Source organism: Shewanella sp. BF02_Schw (assembly GCF_014596695.2).
Classification (GTDB): domain Bacteria; phylum Pseudomonadota; class Gammaproteobacteria; order Enterobacterales; family Shewanellaceae; genus Shewanella.
In genome coordinates, this window is the sequence record NZ_JABKAW020000003.1 from 195,300 (window position 1) to 212,385 (window position 17,086).

General features: G+C 40.2%; 15 protein-coding genes. 7 read left to right on the forward strand and 8 right to left on the reverse strand.

What is annotated here, in order from left to right; all coding sequences use genetic code 11:
• Positions 1-47 precede the first annotated feature (47 nt).
• The 5 genes from HNW13_RS13505 to HNW13_RS13525 form a co-directional block, all read right to left on the reverse strand.
• Positions 48-1,216 (reverse strand): IS3 family transposase gene (locus HNW13_RS13505; protein ID WP_192115983.1). Its coding sequence is split into 2 segments (ribosomal slippage): positions 48-970 and positions 970-1,216, totalling 1,170 coding nucleotides; the frame shifts between segments, so codons are not numbered across the junction.
• 421 nt (positions 1,217-1,637) lie between these two features.
• Entirely contained in the window at positions 1,638-2,684 is a 1,047-nt protein-coding gene (locus tag HNW13_RS13510; RefSeq protein WP_208062902.1) for an IS630 family transposase, read from the reverse strand.
• Positions 2,685-2,953: 269 nt separating this feature from the next.
• Positions 2,954-3,304 (reverse strand): hypothetical protein, encoded by a 351-nt coding sequence (locus HNW13_RS13515; protein ID WP_162022753.1) that lies wholly within the window; start codon positions 3,302-3,304, stop codon positions 2,954-2,956.
• A gap of 435 nt (positions 3,305-3,739) precedes the next feature.
• Positions 3,740-3,910, reverse strand: coding sequence for a hypothetical protein (locus HNW13_RS23520; RefSeq protein ID WP_243756283.1), 171 nt, complete (start codon positions 3,908-3,910; stop codon positions 3,740-3,742).
• Positions 3,911-4,299: 389 nt separating this feature from the next.
• Positions 4,300-5,904: a methyl-accepting chemotaxis protein gene (locus HNW13_RS13525; protein WP_192115984.1), complete on the reverse strand. Its 1,605-nt coding sequence runs from the start codon at positions 5,902-5,904 to the stop codon at positions 4,300-4,302.
• A gap of 362 nt (positions 5,905-6,266) precedes the next feature.
• Between HNW13_RS13525 and HNW13_RS13530 the strand changes: the two genes are divergently transcribed.
• A complete protein-coding gene (locus HNW13_RS13530) occupies positions 6,267-6,878 on the forward strand; it encodes a Yip1 family protein (RefSeq protein WP_192115985.1) in 612 nt (203 codons plus the stop codon).
• Positions 6,879-7,378: 500 nt separating this feature from the next.
• Here HNW13_RS13530 and HNW13_RS13535 read toward each other — a convergent pair whose 3' ends face one another.
• Positions 7,379-7,612, reverse strand: coding sequence for a penicillin-binding protein (locus HNW13_RS13535; RefSeq protein ID WP_192115986.1), 234 nt, complete (start codon positions 7,610-7,612; stop codon positions 7,379-7,381).
• A 245-nt stretch (positions 7,613-7,857) separates the two neighbouring features.
• On the opposite strand from HNW13_RS13535, the gene HNW13_RS13540 reads away from it, so the two are divergent.
• The 6 genes from HNW13_RS13540 to HNW13_RS13565 all read left to right on the forward strand — a co-directional run bounded on the left by HNW13_RS13540 (position 7,858) and on the right by HNW13_RS13565 (position 15,199).
• Positions 7,858-9,026 (forward strand): IS3 family transposase gene (locus HNW13_RS13540; RefSeq protein ID WP_192115983.1). Its coding sequence is split into 2 segments (ribosomal slippage): positions 7,858-8,104 and positions 8,104-9,026, totalling 1,170 coding nucleotides; the frame shifts between segments, so codons are not numbered across the junction.
• Between the two features lie 356 nt (positions 9,027-9,382).
• Complete coding sequence (locus tag HNW13_RS13545; protein ID WP_192115987.1) at positions 9,383-10,987, forward strand: alkaline phosphatase; 1,605 nt, start codon at positions 9,383-9,385, stop codon at positions 10,985-10,987.
• Positions 10,988-11,003: 16 nt separating this feature from the next.
• A complete protein-coding gene (locus tag HNW13_RS13550) occupies positions 11,004-12,935 on the forward strand; it encodes an alkaline phosphatase (RefSeq protein ID WP_192115988.1) in 1,932 nt (643 codons plus the stop codon).
• Between the two features lie 127 nt (positions 12,936-13,062).
• Entirely contained in the window at positions 13,063-13,794 is a 732-nt protein-coding gene (locus tag HNW13_RS13555; RefSeq protein WP_192115989.1) for a hypothetical protein, read from the forward strand.
• A gap of 482 nt (positions 13,795-14,276) precedes the next feature.
• Positions 14,277-14,726, forward strand: a complete 450-nt coding sequence (locus HNW13_RS13560; protein WP_192115990.1) for an excinuclease — start codon at positions 14,277-14,279, stop codon at positions 14,724-14,726.
• A 149-nt stretch (positions 14,727-14,875) separates the two neighbouring features.
• Positions 14,876-15,199 carry a YkgJ family cysteine cluster protein gene (locus HNW13_RS13565; protein ID WP_101088210.1) on the forward strand — a complete coding sequence of 108 codons (324 nt, stop codon included), beginning with the start codon at positions 14,876-14,878 and terminating at the stop codon, positions 15,197-15,199.
• Positions 15,200-15,292: 93 nt separating this feature from the next.
• Here HNW13_RS13565 and HNW13_RS13570 read toward each other — a convergent pair whose 3' ends face one another.
• The gene (locus tag HNW13_RS13570; protein ID WP_101087930.1) at positions 15,293-15,769 is read right to left on the reverse strand and encodes a hypothetical protein; all 477 of its coding nucleotides are present in this window, start codon (positions 15,767-15,769) and stop codon (positions 15,293-15,295) included.
• A complete protein-coding gene (locus HNW13_RS13575; RefSeq protein WP_101087926.1) occupies positions 15,769-16,941 on the reverse strand; it encodes a PepSY-associated TM helix domain-containing protein in 1,173 nt (390 codons plus the stop codon). The genes HNW13_RS13570 and HNW13_RS13575 overlap by 1 nt, the downstream gene beginning before the upstream one ends.
• Positions 16,942-17,086: the final 145 nt, after the last annotated feature.

The following is a 17,086-nucleotide window of genomic DNA, read 5'->3' on the forward strand; positions in this document are numbered from 1 at the left end:
CTTTGACTGACCTGGTCAACTGAATTCGGTCACCCTAGTTAAGTTCGTTAAGCGACTTCTTTTATCTGCTTATCCATACGCTCAAATTCATTAGGACTTTGGTAGTCAAGGTATGAATGCATTCGTTGGCTGTTGTACCACATGGTGATGTAATTCATGACATCTTGCTGGGCAGCATAACGCGTTCGATAGTTTCGCCAGTGAACCCGTTCCTGTTTCAAGCTGCCAAAAAAGCTTTCTGCTACTGCATTATCCCAACAACATCCTTTTTTACTCATACTGCCTACAAATCCATGTGTTCTCAGTATTCGTCTATATTGATGACTCGCATATTGAACACCTTGATCTGAATGTATTATCAAGCCCGCTTTAGGTTTTCTTTGCCAGATGGCCATTGTTAGCGCATCACAAACAAGTTGCGCTTTCATTCTGCTACCCATGCTCCAGCCGACCACTTTACGGGAATAGAGATCGATTACGACGGCTAAATACAGCCATCCCTCTGAAGTCCATATATACGTAATATCTTGCACCCACGCTTGATTGGCGTTCTGAAAATCAAAATTCTGTTTGAGTTCATTATCGTATATTGGCTTATTGTGTTCACTATTCGTCGTTGCTTTATACTTTTTCTTGTAGCGCACCCAAACGTTTGCCTCTTTCATCAATTGTGCTGTTTTCCTGCGCCCGACAGGATAATCAAGCGTATTTAATGCTTTTTGAATTCGCCTTTCGCCATAGGTATTATCGCTAAACTCAGCAATATTCTTTACCCACTGGAGCAACTCTTGATGCTCTGTATCAACAGACTTTTGTGGTTTTCGCTTTTGATAACTGTAGTAGTTATTGTTTTTTACACCCAACACGCGACACATTACTATCACAGGCCAGATCTTCTTATTTTGGGCAATAAAAGTGTATTTTACTTCGTTTCTTTGGCAAAGAAGACCGTCGCTTTTTTTAATATTTCACGCTCCATTTCTAGGCGTTTGACTTGTGCTTTTAGTTGACGAATTTCCTGCTGCTCAGGTGTTAGCTTGCCGTTTCCTCTGAATGCATGACCATCATCATTTTCGGATTCTTTTATCCAGCGACCGAGGAGCTGAGCACTCACTTCTAGATTTCTTGAAGCTTCAGCAATGCTATAATTTTGCTCTCTTACCAGCGCAATGGCATCAAGCTTAAACTCTTTTGAATAGGTTTTACGTTTAGTCATTTCAATCTCCAGTTAAATCAATTATGTCTTAACTGGGTTAGTCGTATCAATTAAACCACGTCAGACTTCAGGCTCGCTGATAGATGAACATGCACTGATTAACAATATCAATATCGTCGCCAATCCAACTCTACTTTTTTTCACTGAACGCTCCTTAAAATATAACGTTTTAGTATTTATGCGTTGCGCTGTTTGCAAGACATAAATCGCTTGTTGGACTTGGCCGATGACTAGTCCAAGTTAATGGGCATGCTTCATGCTATAGGAATTTGCTTTTTTTGATGCTAACTCTGGGCTACAGAGCAGTTTCGAGTCAATTGATATCGAGTAGTAGATAAGTTTTTCATTGAAATTCCTTTTCATCGTATTTTCATACATCTTTAAGCTTGGCTGGTTCAATGAGGGTTATACCCATCATTCTTCAAGGTGCATGTTTTAACACCTGAAAATGGTCATTAATTCTACTTCCTAAAATATCACCTATCTGGGGAAGTGTTTGACTAAAAAATTCATCAATTTTATCCCTGAATTCTTTCGCCGTTGCAAAATATTTGTTATTTCTCACATGCTCATTCATTACCTTCCACAAACGTTCTATTGGGTTTAAATTGGGGCTGTAAGGCGGGAGGTAATGAAGCTCAATATTAAGCTCTTTTGCTTTATTCTTTACGACTTGTGCTCGGTGATAACCTGCACCATCTAAAATTAAATGAATTCGCTTATCACTGCCGTTATACGCTCTTATCTCCTCGAAAAAATACTGAATAGTTTCACCATTCACTTTATCGTAACGCTTCACTTGAGCGGCAGCTAAGTCATTCAAATCAATTGCACCAACTAGATTTAATCGAGTCCGGCTACCCGTTGTTTCTATCGCTTTGTCATGCCCTGTTTTTATCCAGCCACAACTTACTTTTGTCGCTTGAGTTGGATGCATAGCATCCATAAACAATATAGGCTCATCAACTACTTCAGACTTTAACTTAGTGTACTTCTCAATAAAATCGGCTTGCTTTTTTTCATCAAACTTATGAGGGACGCCTTTAGGGTATTTGTAGCTAAAGTTATGCTGATGAAGCCATTTATTTAAACCTGGAATAGAGAAGCGCAGCCCATGGTTTCTCCATATGTACTCAATGATTTCATACGAGCAGCGATAAGTGTTTAACATCAGGTGAGCCATAACCTCATCAGTTTGTGTTTCACTCAAATAAGGTCGTGAACCTCCATTTTCAGGTGCTAACTTATTTTTACTGACGTAATCATCAATATGCCTAACGATACTTGTTTCATGCAGTCGTAAGGCCTGAGCTATCATCGGTGTTGACCAGCCTTCAGAGCGAAGTAAAACGGCTTTAATTCGATCACGAACACGCCCATCTCGACTCTCGTCGTGAAGGGCTTCAAGATCTATTTTTTGCTCGATGGTCAACTTGATGTTTTTCATGAGGGGTATGGTGATCTTCATTGGTAAAAAAATCAAGCATCTTCATTGATCATGGGTATATACACTCAATTGAAGGCTCCGCGCAACGGCTTAGTTCAACAGTTTTTTGACAAAAATCAATCAAGCCACCCATTTTTATTGCAAATAATCGGGTGGCTTTTTTTGCTTCCATTCTTGATCTGTTATTTAGTGGATAAAGAGTAATATCCCAAGTATTAAGGCTGGTTCAACACTTGGGATAAGGACGCAGCTTAACGCAGCCGATCCCTATTTGTTAGGTTGTTAGGCTTTTAAAATAACCAACCAGTAGGGTTCTCAATTGGTTTTTCCAGTTCAAGTGCTTTCATGCCCTTGAGTGAGCGAATTATTAGCCAAACCGCCCAGAATAAGAGTACAAACCACCCAATGATAACTAAGGATAAAATTGAGCCTAAGAAGATATAAATAGCACCAATCCAAAAAGTCCTAATTTGAAACTGATAATGGGTTTTTAACCACTCAGGGGCATCACCTTTATTGATGTAAGCCATTACTACACCGATGATGCCTGTAATACCAAACAGTAAACCTACCATGTAAAGTAAGTAAACTATTTTGGCTTGTTCCTTAGTCGTTGGAACATTTTCTACTACTTCACTCATCTATTTGATCCTTTAATTGTGATGAATTTTATAATTGATTCTTCAATATTTGCTGAACAAGAAACTATGCCTCTCATTTTTAAGACAATTAACATAACTGCTTTTAGCGTTGATTGCGATAGCTTTCTGACTATTCAAATGTAAAAATTGAACGAAAATCATCAACAAACTGAGTGGCATATGGAAAAGTATGCACAATTCGGTAGAGTTAAAGCATTCGCGGCTTGGTTGATATCAAGCACAAAATGAGGTTATTGTTTCAGTCTGAGCTCTAGTTTTAAAGGTTAAGTCTTAAGCACACAACCCGCGTTGGCAGTTCGATGATCCTTGTGCTCGCTTTCGCTCTAGATGTTCGAAATATTCTGTTAAAGCTGGTAATGCCTCGAAAAAAACTTTAAATAATGAGCCAAACTCAGTGGTGATTTTTAGCCCGTTTTAAGCGGAAATATTAAGTCTATTGAGAATGTCTTGGCTACCTGAGCTAATAGCACTGCGCTTATCCTCTCGAATAATTCGCCCTGTATTATCTACCTGCACAATATAATCGTTAACGCTGAGCACCAATCCTTTAGGCATATCCTGACGTTCATTACTGACACAAGCCAATAAGCCTGCTGGTTGTTTACCTTTTATCGCTGAGTTAATTCGGCGTTAAATACAGGTGTAATAAGATATTTCTACTATGGTAGTCATCTTGAGCCGGATGTGCCTTTCTGTTAGTGAATAGATCTCGACATAAGCCATAAAGCCCACCCTGCCGCTTCATCTAATAACGCTTGGTTTTTTATAAAGGAATAGGTAAATCTGCCCTCCCACAAATTAGTCGGGAACGAGTAAAATCTGCCAGTGCACTTATCTTATTTATTGGCCATTGGGGCAAGCGGCTCATTCAAGAAACGCATAAGCCAACTCATTCCAAGCCCACTCATTAAAGTGGGCTTCTATTATAAGTCTTTTGAACAAATTATAGGCAACTAGAGCGAGTTGAGCTCAACTTATTCACTTAAAAAAGAAGCTAACTCATCAACATGAGATTGAGTTTCATTGATGAGTAGGCCAATTTGAACCGCGGCGTCATTTGACGTTTTCGCAAGATTACGAACTTCGTCCGCAACAACGGCAAATCCACGTCCGGCTTCACCCGCTCTTGCTGCTTCGATGGCTGCATTGAGGGCTAATAGGTTTGTTTGATCGGCGACCGCATTAATAGTCGTTACCGTATTTTGAATTTTACTCAACACAGTAGACATCGCATTGTGCGTTTCGGTCACTAACTTATTACGAGAAGAAACATTACTGCCAAAAACAATATACTTAGAAATATTTCCATTCAAATCCGTAATTGAAGAAATAACACAATCTAAAATCACTTCAGTGCCTTGATGAATCAGTTTCATCATGACTGCTGTCGGTTCGCCTCGTTGGATCATCTGCGTACGAGAATGGTCTAAGTGGTCTTTTAAATTTCCCACTACAGTTTGCATTTTTACATCGTCGTGTAAATTTAACTGCTTTTTAGTATAGTCATTAGCTGAAATAAACTGACCACTTTGGTTAAACTCTAACACAGCCGAATGACTGCTTATTGCATCTCTTTGATTAATCTGTTCTAACACAATACGTTTGATTTCACGCACATCAGAGCTCACACCAACAAAGCCTGTGTGCTCACCTTTTTCATTAAAAATCGGATTTACTGCCAATACAATCCAATATGGCACCCCATGTTTATCAAAATTCAATATCTCCTCATAGAAGGCTTGTTTTGCTTTGAGCTTTTGAGATATGCGCTTAATCGTCTCTTTGTCGGTTTGTTCACGTTGCAAAAGTATACCGGGCTTTTTTCCCTTAACCTCTGCAAGGGTCAAGCCTGACAGTTTTTCAAAACCCGGGTTTACATATTCGACTAAACCATATTTGTCAGTGATCAATACACTAGTGCTAGTATTACTTACCACCTTTGATAACATTTCGAATTGCTTTATATGCTGGTTTTGCTCTTGATGGGATAATACATAGACTATGAGTTTTTGATTACCAGAATCAATTTTGTGGCGCGCCACACGAAAATAGACCTTATCTTGCTCAGATAAACAAAGTAGTTGATCTTTACTGTTAAGCCCGTTTTGTAACGTTTTCTGTAAATTAATATCTGCTTGATTTAAATAAATAAAATCAGTGTTTACGGGATCCAGATTAGCTGTTACTAACTTTTCATTGTTATCAAATACAACATAGGCCTTGCCACTGAAAGCTAATAACTCTTGCCACACACTTTCATTTAATAACGGTGTTAATACAGCATCAAACGTATAAAGAGAGCAAGACTCTAAGTTTTTATAAGTGAGTGAGATAACTTGCTGACTAACGTGTAAGTTTTCATCACAGCGAATAGTTTTGCTACTACTGTCATAACGAGTAAACAACAAATTAAAGGTTTGATTATGACCAGCTTGTTTTAAGCGCTGGCTTAATTGGTTAAAAGCATCATTAACGGCAATAATATTTTGCTGAGCATCGACCACAACAGCAGCTGACTGATGCGTGGTAACTAGCTGTAATGCCAGCGCTTTCCTACTAATTTTTGAACTAAACCACATAATAGATCTCTAATAAAAAAGTAACAGCGTCAATACGTTAGTCGAACGCTAATCGATCACTATTTAGGACTCAGTAATTGGGATCATCGCAATAACTGGTTTGGTCTTTAAATTATTAGATTAAATATATAACGGGTAATAAATATTACTCCGCGTTGAGAAAAGAAACCAAGCCAGCCATTTTTATGATAGTTGAGCTGTACACTCTTAACTGTAGTTGCCACTCACTACCGGATAGCAAAATACCGCCGCATAAAGCAAATATCCGCTTACCTCCTATACTCATATCTAAGACACACGGTCGTGTGCCAGTAACCTTAGGTTTTATAAAAAACTGTCGCTTGAATAAGCGAGGAGGAAGCATGATTAATCACGTTTGGGGACTTGTACATCATCCTGATAAAGAATGGCGCGACATAAGTAATGAACATGAAACAGTCAGTCATTTGTACAAAAATCATGTACTGTGGTTGGCGGCGATTCCAGTGGTCAGTACCTTTATTGGTACCACACAATTTGGTTGGACTTTTGGTGGTGAAGACACAATCAAGGTCTCAATGGAGAGTGGTTTAGGCCTGGGGATTTTATTTTATGCGTTAATTTTAACGGCAGTGACAATAGTCGGTAGTTTGATCCATTGGTTGGCACGTAAATACCCTAACTGCCCAAGCAGAAATGAATGTATTGTCTTTGCTGGTTACATGGCTACACCGATGTTTTTAAGTGGCTTGTTTGCTATATACCCTATGATTTGGTTGTGCACACTCGCCTGTATTATGGGCATCTGTTATACCGGCTATTTACTCTATAGCGGTACACCAAGCTTTTTAGGCATCAGCAATCAACAAGGTTTTATTATATCAAGCACAACGCTAGCCATTGGTGTATTAGTTCTAGAGGTTTTACTGGCCGCCGTTGTGCTGCTGTGGAGTCTAGGTGCAGACAATACCATTATCTGGAACCTGTTCAGATAGGCCATATTTTTTGAGCCCATCGACGGAAAACGCCTTAACAACTTGACTAAAGATACGTGAGCCGTTCAGTATTAAGTCATCAGGAGATGCATTATCTTCTGATGACTAACCAAAGAAATGAACAGCTTTTTATTGAGATTAAGCAAACAAGATACCTGTATCGTAACGTCTGAATGCTAGGAGCAGTAAAGAACCAAAACCTATTAGCTAAAACTACCATCATACTATTGTCGCCACACCGCCTAAAAACCGTCAATAAGCCTTCATTTCGAATCCGCGAGTTTATCATTCCACAAAAAATGCATCTTACCTTGTGCAGAATCCAGCGAGCAATTTTTGGATAAAAACCAACCATGCACACCATTTTATAGCGAAAAACATCGTCAAAAAATAAATGCGTTGTCGTTATCTGCCGACTTTAGGTGTTTAAACCTATGGCCTAGTGTTCTAAGGCTGAATGAACAAAATACTGATAATAATGATGATTTAATGGCACTCAATCAATAGGTTGAGTTGGGCGTACTCTCAGGGTTAACTTCACCATAAACTTCTTCAGGATCAACATCATTAATCAGTAATATTTCCCTAACGGTTTCTATGTGATCTAATATTTTTTGGTAGCTGTCGCCATACTCATATTTCGTCACTTCAATTGATTTAGGCATGTAAGTAAACGCGATTTTCAATGCGTTTAAAGCAGACTCACTCATTTTGTCACTATTTACTTCACTCATAACTTCCCTCATCTGATTACTTATAACTTCCCCCATACAAACAGTCCTTATCTAATTGTTGGAATTAATAACATCTTACTTAACTATTCTGCCATAAGGTAGAGTTGCGATTGATTGTGTCAATAAACACATAAGCAAGGTAGGAGTTCAACTATGATCCCCTCTTTTCTAGCTAATCAACTTGACGTGGTTTAATTGATACGACTAACCCAGTTAAGACATAATTGATTTAACTGGAGATTGAAATGACTAAACGTAAAACCTATTCAAAAGAGTTTAAGCTTGATGCCATTGCGCTGGTAAGAGAGCAAAATTATAGCATTGCTGAAGCTTCAAGAAATCTAGAAGTGAGTGCTCAGCTCCTCGGTCGCTGGATAAAAGAATCCGAAAATGATGATGGTCATGCATTCAGAGGAAACGGCAAGCTAACACCTGAGCAGCAGGAAATTCGTCAACTAAAAGCACAAGTCAAACGCCTAGAAATGGAGCGTGAAATATTAAAAAAAGCGACGGTCTTCTTTGCCAAAGAAACGAAGTAAAATACACTTTTATTGCCCAAAATAAGAAGATCTGGCCTGTGATAGTAATGTGTCGCGTGTTGGGTGTAAAAAACAATAACTACTACAGTTATCAAAAGCGAAAACCACAAAAGTCTGTTGATACAGAGCATCAAGAGTTGCTCCAGTGGGTAAAGAATATTGCTGAGTTTAGCGATAATACCTATGGCGAAAGGCGAATTCAAAAAGCATTAAATACGCTTGATTATCCTGTCGGGCGCAGGAAAACAGCACAATTGATGAAAGAGGCAAACGTTTGGGTGCGCTACAAGAAAAAGTATAAAGCAACGACGAATAGTGAACACAATAAGCCAATATACGATAATGAACTCAAACAGAATTTTGATTTTCAGAACGCCAATCAAGCGTGGGTGCAAGATATTACGTATATATGGACTTCAGAGGGATGGCTGTATTTAGCCGTCGTAATCGATCTCTATTCCCGTAAAGTGGTCGGCTGGAGCATGGGTAGCAGAATGAAAGCGCAACTTGTTTGTGATGCGCTAACAATGGCCATCTGGCAAAGAAAACCTAAAGCGGGCTTGATAATACATTCAGATCAAGGTGTTCAATATGCGAGTCATCAATATAGACGAATACTGAGAACACATGGATTTGTAGGCAGTATGAGTAAAAAAGGATGTTGTTGGGATAATGCAGTAGCAGAAAGCTTTTTTGGCAGCTTGAAACAGGAACGGGTTCACTGGCGAAACTATCGAACGCGTTATGCTGCCCAGCAAGATGTCATGAATTACATCACCATGTGGTACAACAGCCAACGAATGCATTCATACCTTGACTACCAAAGTCCTAATGAATTTGAGCGTATGGATAAGCAGATAAAAGAAGTCGCTTAACGAACTTAACTAGGGTGACCGAATTCAGTTGACCAGGTCAATCTAACCTCTTTCAACTCAGGTTACGATAGGTTTTATGCTCGTTTATTAATGTATTAGTTAATTTAATCATGGTTTTGGGGGTTAATTGCATACAAAACACTCAGAAACATAGCGGCCAAGCAAACTTATTGCTCTGCAAAACACCAATACTATAGTCACCTTTAAATAACAATAAAATCAGCAGCTTGATTATATGTACATAAAACCTAAACGCTCTTGTAATCAAATTGTAACCGAAGTGTTACTTAACCTTCATTGTAAACCTCTATGTTATGGCCAGGTTCTCAAATAACTTAACTACAACATAGGGTAATATGAATATGCTCAAACAAGGCTTATCAGTGGTTATCGCTAGTATATTGTCATCGGCAACATACGCAGGTTCTGCAACCGCAGCGACAACAACTGACACACAACTCAATAATGCTTGGTATAAAGACGGCCAAGCAACCATCACTGAAAAATTACAACAATCAAGATCAACAAGAGCAAAAAATGTCATCTTGTTTGTTGGCGATGGTATGGGGATTTCTACACTTACCGCAGCTCGGATTTTAAAAGGGCAATTAGCCGGTAATTCTGGTGAAGAAGGTTATTTAAGCTTTGAAACATTTCCTTATTCAGCTTTAGTTAAAACCTACAATGTAGATGCACAAACACCAGATTCAGCAGGCACCATGACAGCCATGATGAGCGGCTTAAAATCAGACGCTGGTGTTCTGGGTGTTGATGAAGACGTCGTTCGTGGTACTTGTGCCTCAGTCAAAGGCAATGAAGTGGTCACGGCCTTGGAGTTAGCCGAAATAAAAGGCTTATCGACGGGTGTGTTATCGACCGCACGTATTACTCATGCTACGCCAGCCGCCACTTATGCAAAGTCAGCAGACCGTAACTGGGAAGATATCTCAGACATGGATATTGACAATAATGCTGAACGTGCAGATTGCGAAGATATCGCATCACAACTGGTTAACTTTGAAAAAAATCTAGAACAACGTTACACCGGAGTTGATGTAGACGGCATTGATGTTGTGATGGGCGGTGGTCGTCGTCATTTTTTACCTAAAGATGCCGCATTTAATAGTGTCGATGCCGTTAGCGCGATTGAAGGTGACCGTACCGATGGCCGCGATTTGACCGCAGAATGGAGTGCTATGTATCCAAATGGTCAATACGTTATTGACCAAACTGGATTTGATGCCATTGATACAGAATCCACTGAACGTGTTTTTGCTTTATTCAATGAATCGCATATGCAATACGAAGCCGACCGAGTCAATGATATTGCAGGCGAACCCAGCCTGTCTCAAATGACAGAAAAAGCCATTAAAATTCTTGATAACAATCCAAAAGGTTACTTCTTAACGGTTGAGTCTGGCCGAATTGACCATGGTCATCATGCTGGCAGTGCAAGCACAGCGCTTAATGATGCCATTGAATTTTCAAATGCCGTTCAAGCAGCAATAGATGCAACAAATGATGAAGAAACGCTAATCATTGTCACTGCCGATCACAGCCATGTGTTTACGATTGCTGGCTACCCAAAACGTGGTAACCCTATTTTGGGTAAGGTGGTTGGTATTGGTGCGACTGAGCCTAGCGAAGATTCAGCCGGTAATCCTTACACCACATTAGGTTATAGCAATGGACTTGGTTTCAGAGACTTAGGTGCTGAAACAGATGGCGACGCATCTTATGCTGCTGCAGCTGTCGCAGGCCGTCAAGACATCACCGCAATCGATACAACAACCTCTGGTTATCACCAAGAAGTGACGGTGCCATTAGATAGCGAAACTCACGCGGGAGAAGATGTGGCTATTCATACATCAGGTCCAGGTGCGCACTTAGTTCAAGGTACAGTTGAACAAAGCGTTGTATTCCATTTAATCAATCGTGCTCTTGGTTTAGTTGGTCAATAGACCCTATAAGGTTTTTATGATGAATAAATTTATATTATCAACATTAACAGTTTCTTTGGTTTTGGCATTATCAGCTTGTGGCGATAACGGTGACAATGGCACCGATGGAACTAACGGCATCAATGGATCTGATGGCTCAAATGGTACTAATGGTACTAATGGTACTAACGGAACCAACGCATTAATTACCCAAACCCCCTTAGCGGTAGGTAATGCAAATTGTCTCAATGGTGGTGTGCAAATCGACTCGGGTATCGATGCAAATGCTGATACCGTTTTAGATGCGTCTGAAATAACATCAACTCAATATGTATGTTCACCTGCTGCGACCACAGTAAACGATACCGAACTATTAACCAGTTTAAATAACTCATGGTTTAAACAAGGCGCTGCCGAAATAGAAACGGCAGACGATGTTTGGAATAAAATTGATAGCCAATTAGCAAACAATGCCAACGTATCGATTGCAACTGCATCTACCGCAGCAGAAATAACCGCACTTAAAGGCTCAGCTAAAAATGTGATTTTATTTGTTGGTGACGGTATGGGTGTTTCAACGGTAACCGCAGCGCGTATTTTAGATGGTCAGAATAAAGGCATGATGGGTGAAGAAAACCAATTAAGCTTTGATAAGTTTCCATTTTCTGGTTTAGCAAAAACCTACAACGTTGATGCACAAACACCAGATTCTGCAGGAACAATGACAGCGATGATGTCGGGCGTTAAAACAGATGCTGGCGTGTTAGGTGTTGACGAAGATGTGGTTCGTGGCAATTGTGCTAGCACTAAAGGCATTGAGATGATCAATGCCTTAGAATTAGCTGAGATTGCAGGTAAATCAACGGGTGTTATCTCTACCGCACGTATTACCCACGCGACACCTGCTGCAACTTATGCAAAGTCAGCAGATCGTAACTGGGAAGATATCTCAGATATGGACATTGCCAACAACCCTGAACGCGCTAATTGTGAAGATATTGCATTACAGTTAGTCAATTTTGAAGCCAACTTAGAAGCTCGATATGCCGGTGTAGATGTTGATGGTATTGAAGTGGTTATGGGTGGTGGTCGCCGTCATTTTTTACCTAAAGATGTAGCATATAACAGCAATGACGCAGTCAGTACCATTGAAGGTGACCGTACTGATGGCCGTGACTTGACCGCCGAATGGCAAGCTCAATACGCAACAAGTGCTTATGTATTTGACCAGACTTCATTTAATGCTATAGACACTGAAACAACACCGCGGGTATTTGGTTTATTTAACGAATCGCACATGCAATACGAAGCTGACCGTAAAAATGATATTGCCGGTGAACCTAGCTTGTCAGAAATGACCGCCACTGCCATTAAGGTGCTTGATAATAACGACAAAGGTTTCTTCTTAACGGTTGAATCTGGTCGAATTGACCATGCTCACCATGCCGGCAATGCTTATAACGCGCTAAATGACGCGATTGAGTTTGCTAAGGCTGTGCAAGTCGCGGTTGATGCAACAAGCCAAGAAGACACCTTAATTATTGTTACTGCTGATCACAGCCATGTATTTACCATTGCAGGCTACCCTAAACGCGGTAACCCAATCTTAGGTAAAGTGGTTGGTATTGGTGCGACTGAGCCAAGTTTAGCCTCAGACGACATGCCTTATACCACAGTAGGTTATACCAACGGCCTTGGCTTTAGAGATTTAGGCACACAAACCGATGCTGATGCCAGTTATGCAGCTGCTGCAGTAACAGGCCGCGTTGACTTAACCGATATTGATACATCAACTGCAGGGTTCCACCAAGAGTCGCTAGTGCCACTCGATAGTGAAACGCATGCAGGTGAAGACGTTGGTGTTTTTGCTGTAGGACCTGGCGCTCACTTAATTACAGGAACTAACGAGCAAAGCTTAATATTCCATGTGATGGATTACGCTGGCAATCTTTCTGGTACCCCCCAGTAAAGTCAGCTAAATAACCTGAACGTGAGATAAATAAGTAAAAAGTCATCAATAAAGAATAGGGGCTTGCCCCTATTCTTTAACTTTTAGCTTGCGCCTTGATACTTGACCAGCCAATAAGACAAAACACATGAAAACTCTATTGTTACTAACCGCTATCACTTTCCCGTTATTTGCATCAGCAAGTGACACTTGCCAATCAACTGCCTTCATGGCGACCTATAACATTGAACAAACGACTCACGATGCAGCATCAAACAAACAAAACCAACTGGTATTATTAAGAGCCCAAAATTCTGTATTTCACATCAACAATCAACAAGTCGCAACACAATGGACCACACTGCCACATAATCACATGAAAAAAACCTCATACTTCATCGATGACAAACGCGCCATTGAATATGAAGCAACCAAAACGATATCTAATCAAGCATGGCAATATCATGCACAATTACTCCATCCATTATTTCAAAAGCAGTCAACACTCATTGAAACTACTGGACAAGGTTGCGATAAACTAGAACATTATCAACAACAAACAAATACAAAAACGGTTGATATATGGTGGTTTCCAGCAAAAAAACTAGTACAACGCATTAGTACTGCATTGTCAGATAAAGGTGAATCTGCAGATAAAGCCGTAAATTGGCAATTAGCCGAAGTAACATACGACAACAAAATGATTCAACAACAGTTAGATACATTCTCTGAGTACCAATCTACTGACTTTGCTGATATTGGCGATAATGAATCTGACCCGTTTTTTAGAAAAATGATCAACTTAGGTTTTATTGAACACAGCGCTTCAGGATTTTATGACAGCGAAGGAAATTCATTATCGTCAGCACATCAGCATTAACATTGGCCATCGTACTGATGAACTTATGGGCTTCATTTATCTCCGCTCTCCCCGCTTCTATATAAGATAAACAAAGCAATAGCCATGTTATTTTGTCTCGCCATCACAGGGAAGTGAAGCGTTACCCTTAATGCAGCTGATTCAACGTAATTCCATGGCAAAGTGATGAGTTAAGGCTTACTCACTCACATGTTGACCACATTTTCTAGCAGTTGCGATGTTAATGAACAAGCAAATATGACCCCATCACTGTCTGTGTCTGTGCAATGTTTATCACTGCATAGACATTGTTTTACCCCAAATATATCAACACACTTGATTGCATCTGCTAATACCTTATGGTTTCTACCCAACTTTATCACCTGCCGAAAAATTGAATATTTCTCATTGATAGGTGTAAAATCAGTGAGTTAATGTTATTTTGCTTCGCACAAAGGATTTTCACCGTAAAAGCCAAACCAATTAAAAGGATGTTTCTTAGTATGAAAAACAATAGTACGAAAAACAAAATCATCGCATTATCTCTGGCACTCGCTATTGCCCCTTCTGTTTCTTATGCCCGCGACGATGTCGGCAGTTATTCGGTAGCAGATGCGCTGAGTACAGAACACGCAAAAAATAAACTTGGCAGCAATGTAGCCTTTTATTTTGGTGATCAAGCTTATTCTGAGCCAGTAAAAATTATCGGTGAATTCAGTGCTAATAAAAAGACTAATGCTTTTAATAAATCTGATATCGAAGCTTGCCATTGGGTATTTCTATCGGCAATGATCGCGCTAAAAGAGCGAGCGATTAAAGAAGGCGGTAATGCTGTTGTTGAAATCAAATCAAATTATAAAAACAATCTTACTAGTAGCAATGACACTTTCCAGTGCGGTGCTGGCAATATTGTTGCAGGCGTAGCACTAACCGGTAAAGTGGTTACGTTATAATTTTCAATAGCCAAGCGCTCATTGAGTTAGCTTGGCAAATTCCAATCTCATGAATATTTGTGCTTTGATAACGTCAACACCGCTAAATTACGGTATCCTTAGCCCAAATGTTCAACTGCAGCCCTTAAATGCCCACCAATATCATTACCATGTTCCCTGAGTCGTCCGATAAATCATCGACTCCCGCAACAATAAACTCTGTAGAGCAACCGGCTGTGACCTGTTCAAATTGCCAAGCCTGTTGTTGCCGTTTAGAAGTGATGTTAATAACCGAAACCGGTGTGCCTAAAGTGTATATAGCCAAAGATAATTGGGGCGGAGAAGTCATGCGCCGACTTGATGATGGTTGGTGTGCAGCACTAGACCGAGACACTATGATGTGTTCGATTTACGAAGTTCGGCCACTGATTTGCCGTGAATTTGAAATGGCTGAATACGAATGTGTTTCTGAACGCGAAGCCTTTGGTATTTAACCGCCTAAGAATACGATGTTAAATGCAATGCAATTACATTTAACATCGACAAACTGCTCGATAAAACCAAGCTGCCCCAAAGACTACAATCGTTTAGTTTGATGACTGATAAAATGCATCAGGTAACTTCCAGCTAATGACTTGCTGTTGCCCCTGCCAATTTTCAATGGTTAACCAAGCCTTGTGTTCTGCGGTTAATACTTCTGGCGCAATAGCATGAACTTCTTGTCCATGCTGACTGCCATGCAAGATACCTGCATCGCCCATTTGCAGTGTTTCTAATGGTAAGGGCTCTGTGCCAATATTTAAATATGCTTGACGGATCTTGTTTACCTGCCCCTGACTAAACAATAATAAAAAATCTTTAGTGTAGGTACCATCGTGAAGATATGGCGGATCAAGATTATACGGCATAGGTGTTATTTCAAAAGCTCCGACCGCTTGAGTTTCCCATGCATCAGGGAATTGCGGGAATAAAGACTGATATAGAAAATAACAAACTAGCACTAGCATTAAGCCATTTATTTTATACTTGTAACGATTCCATATGGTGTTTTTAATGCGGGCCATTAGTTACCTTCCTGCTCGACAAGTTGTGGGTTGTGTGTTGCCAACGGAGCATCTAGGTCGGTTCTGGCGGCTTTTACGGTTCGACTTCCCCACATTAAAAATCCTGTGATAGACATCCCCGTTAGAAAAATGCCGAAGATAAACCAAATCACTTTTGTCCACAGCCCGCCTATTGTGCCGTAATGCAGTGGATCAGCAATATGCGAAAGCGTTTGTAAGGTGGTCATTGCCGCTGGCGATCTTTCACTTTCAATGGTGCCGCTCCATGGATTCACTGTCACGCCATAAGCGTACTGGTCATAGAAAATATGATCTCCCTGGCCATACACCTTGTAAGTATCTCGTTGGTGCTCAGGAAGCATAATGTAGGTACTTTTAAAGCCTGGGAATTTTTGCTCGGCCACTTGCAGCGCATTAGATAATGTATACGGTCTAATAGGAGCATCATTTGCTGATGTAGGCACTTGGCTTGCCTCAATTAAAGGTGCATGTGGCTCCAAATCTATGTGGTTGTGCCACAAAATCGCTTGGGTTAAATACCATAAACCGGTAATGCTCATCAGCATTAAAAACCACATTGACCACACACCTGCCAATCGATGTAGATCTGCAAGCAACGTTTTTTTACCTTGATTGATACGTAATTTAGGCTGGATAAATGAACGCCAAAACTTTTTATAAATCACCAGTCCAGATATCAACGCCCCCAACATAACGATGGCCATAAAACAGACAATGTAATAGCCGACACTGTAATTAACATGCCATGGAAACAGTAACCAACCGTGTAAGGAGCGCATAAAATTAGTGAAGGTCATGCCAAGATTAATTGCTTGTATTTGGCCGGTGTATTGATTGACATAAGCAATGGCAAAAGGCGCATCGCTATCGTTAAAAATAACCGCATTAACCAGATAAGACTCAAAGCTCATCACTGTGGTGATGTTTGCTGTTGGGTGCGCTTGTTGCACAATTTTAACAAGTTCCGACATCGGCTTTTCAGCCAGATCTTGTGGGTTACTTGCACGAGCGTCAGGATTAGTGAGCCAGGTTAATTCATGGCTTATCACTGAAATTGTCCCCGTTAGGCACACAAAACAAAAAATTATCCATACGGGTAATGAAAACCAGCCATGAAGCTTAAACCAAAATCGATTACTACGTTTTGCCATCTGATGTCCAAATTTGTCCGCTGTCTTTATAGATATTAATTTTCCACACATGCTAATACGATTGATAACCAATCTCAACAACTATTGAGTGATAATTATTATCAATTGTAAATTTTGCGTTAATGCTCACATTTCAATCAATCTA